A 3,229-nucleotide genomic window follows, 5' to 3' on the forward strand; every position below is an offset into this window, starting at 1 on the left:
ACCGGCTCACTCGGGCATCCATTGTTGACCAACACGGTGCAACTCGCCGGAAAAGACGAATGGCTGTTCACCGGACATGTATCGGTGCGGACTCATTCCTGGCTCGCCGACCACACGGTGTTCGGCACGGTACTACTGCCCGGGACGGCGTTCGTGGAAATGGCGCTGACCGCAGGAGCGCGGCTGGGCGCCGAGTTCGTCGAGGAGCTGCTGCTCGAAGAGCCGCTGCCGCTCGCCGACGACACCGCGGTCGATATTCAGCTCGGGGTAGAACCTGTCGATGATGCGGGCCGACGTCGGTTCGTGATCCACTCTCGTGTCGTTGCCGACGGGGATTCCGAGGCCGGTGAGTGGGTGTCGCATGCCAGCGGCGTGCTGGCTCCGGCCGGTGCGGCTGTTCCCACGTGGTTCGAGGCGGAACGGCATAGGTCGGTAAGCGAAGAATGGCCGCCCGCGGGCGCCGATCCGGTGCCGACCGGCGGGCTTTACGGCCATCTGGCGGAGTTGGGGTTCGGTTACGGCCCCGCGTTCCAGGGGGTTGGGTCGGTGTGGCGTGATGGTGACGATCTGCTTGCCGAGGTGTCACTCCCGGCCGATACCGATGATCAGGCATTGTCGTTCGGGATCCATCCTGCGTTGCTGGACTCCGCATTCCACGCCGCAATCGAGGGGCTGGCGTCGAACATGCCCTCGGGTCAGCTGCCGTTGCCGTTCTCTTTCACCGGGGTGCGGTTGTACCGCGCTGGCGTGCCGGCCATCCGGGTTCGGCTCGTGCGGTTGGACGCCGGACGGGTTGGGGTCGTCGCACTCGACCACGCGGGTGCGCCCGTGCTCAGCCTCGAGTCGCTTACCGCCCGCCCCGTGGATGCGAAGGTGCTCAACAGTGGATTCGGTCGCCGTGCATCGCTGACGGATGTCGAATGGGTGTCGGTGTCGCCCAGCGCCACCCGGGTGGTGGGGTCGATGGCGGTCCTTGGTGCCGGTCATGTCGCGGAGGCCGATGTTCGCGCCGACCTTGCGGAGCTGCTCGACAGCGAGGTAATGCCGGAGGTCGTCGTGTGGTCGCCCGGCGGGGACGGTTCGATCGGCGGCGACGACGATGATGTGGCGGTGCGGACCCGCGCGTGGGTGCGCTCAGCGCTGGAACTGTTGCAGACCTGGCAGGCCCAGGAGCGCTCGAGCGGGTCGCGACTGGTCGTGTTGACGCGCGGAGCGATGGGGGTGCCGGGTGAGTTGTCGGATCCGGCGGGTGCGGCGGTGTGGGGTTTGGTGCGGAGCGCGCAGTCCGAATATCCGGGCCGGTTCATTCTTGTCGATGTGGGCGTCGATGAGGACGTGACGGTGGATGTTGTTGCTGCGGTGGTGAGTTCGGGCGAGCCACAGCTGGCTGTCCGCGGCGGCCGGTTGCGGGTGCCGCGGTTACGGCGCCAGCCGGGTCCGGCGTTGGCGACGAGGTCGCCGTTGGGTACGGGTGCGGTGTTGATCACCGGTGGATCCACTGGTTTGGGAGCCTTGGTGGCTCGGCATATCGTCGACACATACGGCGTTCAGCGGTTGGTGCTGGTGTCGCGGCGGGGGCAGCGTGGTGAGGGTGTGGCCGGGCTGGTGAGTGACTTGACGGCCGCGGGCGCGCAGGTGCGAGTCGTGGCCTGTGACGTGAGCGATCGTGCGGCGGTTGCGGCCCTGTTGGCGGGGTTGCCGAAGGAATTCGCGCCGAGCGCGGTGATCCATTCGGCAGGCGTTCTCGACGACGGCACAATCGAGACCTTGACCGGCGAACAGGTGGATCGGGTGCTGGCGCCGAAAGCGGATGCCGCCTGGCATCTGCACGAGTTGACCAAAGATCGTGATCTGTCGGCGTTCGTGCTTTTCTCGTCGGCCGCGGGTGTGGTGGGTTTACCGGGGCAGGGCAACTATGCGGCAGCGAACGCCTTCCTGGACGCGCTGGCGTGGCGTCGGCGGGCGGCAGGCTTGGCCGCGGTCTCGATTGCGTGGGGCGCCTGGAACCAGGGCATCGGCATGACCAGCGGTTTAGATGGTGCGGCGATGGCGCGGCTGGGCCGGATGGGGGTGCGGCCGTTGGCGACGGCGGACGGTTTGGCGTTGTTCGATCATGCGATCGGCGCGGCAGCACCGGCGGTGATCGGGACGGAGTTCGACACCGAGGCCCTGTCGGTTCAGGCGCGTGAGGGGTCGCTGCCGCAGATATTGCATTCGATTGTCGCGGTACCGGTACGCCGAGCCGCGGACACGAGCGGGACGTTGAGGCGACGGCTGGCCACTGCCCGGGTGTCCGAGCGTGCGGCGATCGTGCTCGACGTCGTTCGGGAGCAGGTCGCCGGAGTGTTGGGGCATATCTCCAGTGACGTGATCGATCCCACCGCACCGTTCACCGAGCTCGGCTTCGATTCGATGGCAGGCCTGGAATTTCGTAACCGGCTCGCCAAGGCCATCGGGGTGCAACTGCCCTCGATGCTGGTGTTCGACCACCCCACCGCCGCGGCGGTGGCGGCGTTCGTGCAATCTCGTCTCGGCGAAATGGATGCGGATGCGGGCCGCGACGTCGCACGGCCGGCGCGCCGGATCCGAACCGATGAGCCGATTGCGATCGTGGGGATGAGTTGCCGGTTCCCGGGTGGTGTGGAGTCGCCGGGGCAGTTGTGGGATCTCGTCGCGTCCGGTTCGGATGGTGTCAGCGAGTTTCCGTTGGATCGCGGATGGGACGTTGAGGGGTTGTTCGATCCGGATCCGGATCGGTTCGGGAAGGTGTACACGCGGGAGGGTGGTTTTCTGCGTGGTGTGGGTGATTTCGATGCGGAGTTTTTCGGGATCGGTCCGCGTGAGGCCGCCGCGATGGATCCACAGCAGCGGTTGTTGTTGGAGGCGTCGTGGGAAGCCTTGGAGGATGCCGGGATCGATCCGGAGTCGCTGCGAGGCAGCGACACCGGCGTGTTCACCGGCGTCTCGCACCAGGACTACGAGCAGGTCGCCAAGGCAGCGGGGCAGATCGCCGAGGGATACGTCGGAACCGGTTCGGCGAGAAGTATGGCATCGGGGAGGGTGGCGTACACGTTGGGTTCGGAGGGCCCGGCGGTGACGGTGGATACGGCGTGTTCGTCGTCGTTGGTGGCGATCCATTTGGCTTGTCAGAGCCTGCGGCAGGGTGATAGCTCGTTGGTGTTGGCCGGGGGTGTGACGGTGATGTCGACGCCGTTTCTGTTTGTGGAGT

1 protein-coding gene is annotated in these 3,229 nt (G+C 66.8%); it reads left to right on the forward strand.

Annotated elements, in window-relative coordinates:
- Positions 1-24: 24 nt before the first annotated feature.
- Positions 25-3,229: SDR family NAD(P)-dependent oxidoreductase (locus AB4Z47_RS30460; RefSeq protein ID WP_441956135.1), on the forward strand; the 3,205-nt coding region annotated here is incomplete at its 3' end.

Source organism: Nocardia sp. 2TAF39, from assembly GCF_052114905.1.
Classification (GTDB): domain Bacteria; phylum Actinomycetota; class Actinomycetes; order Mycobacteriales; family Mycobacteriaceae; genus Nocardia.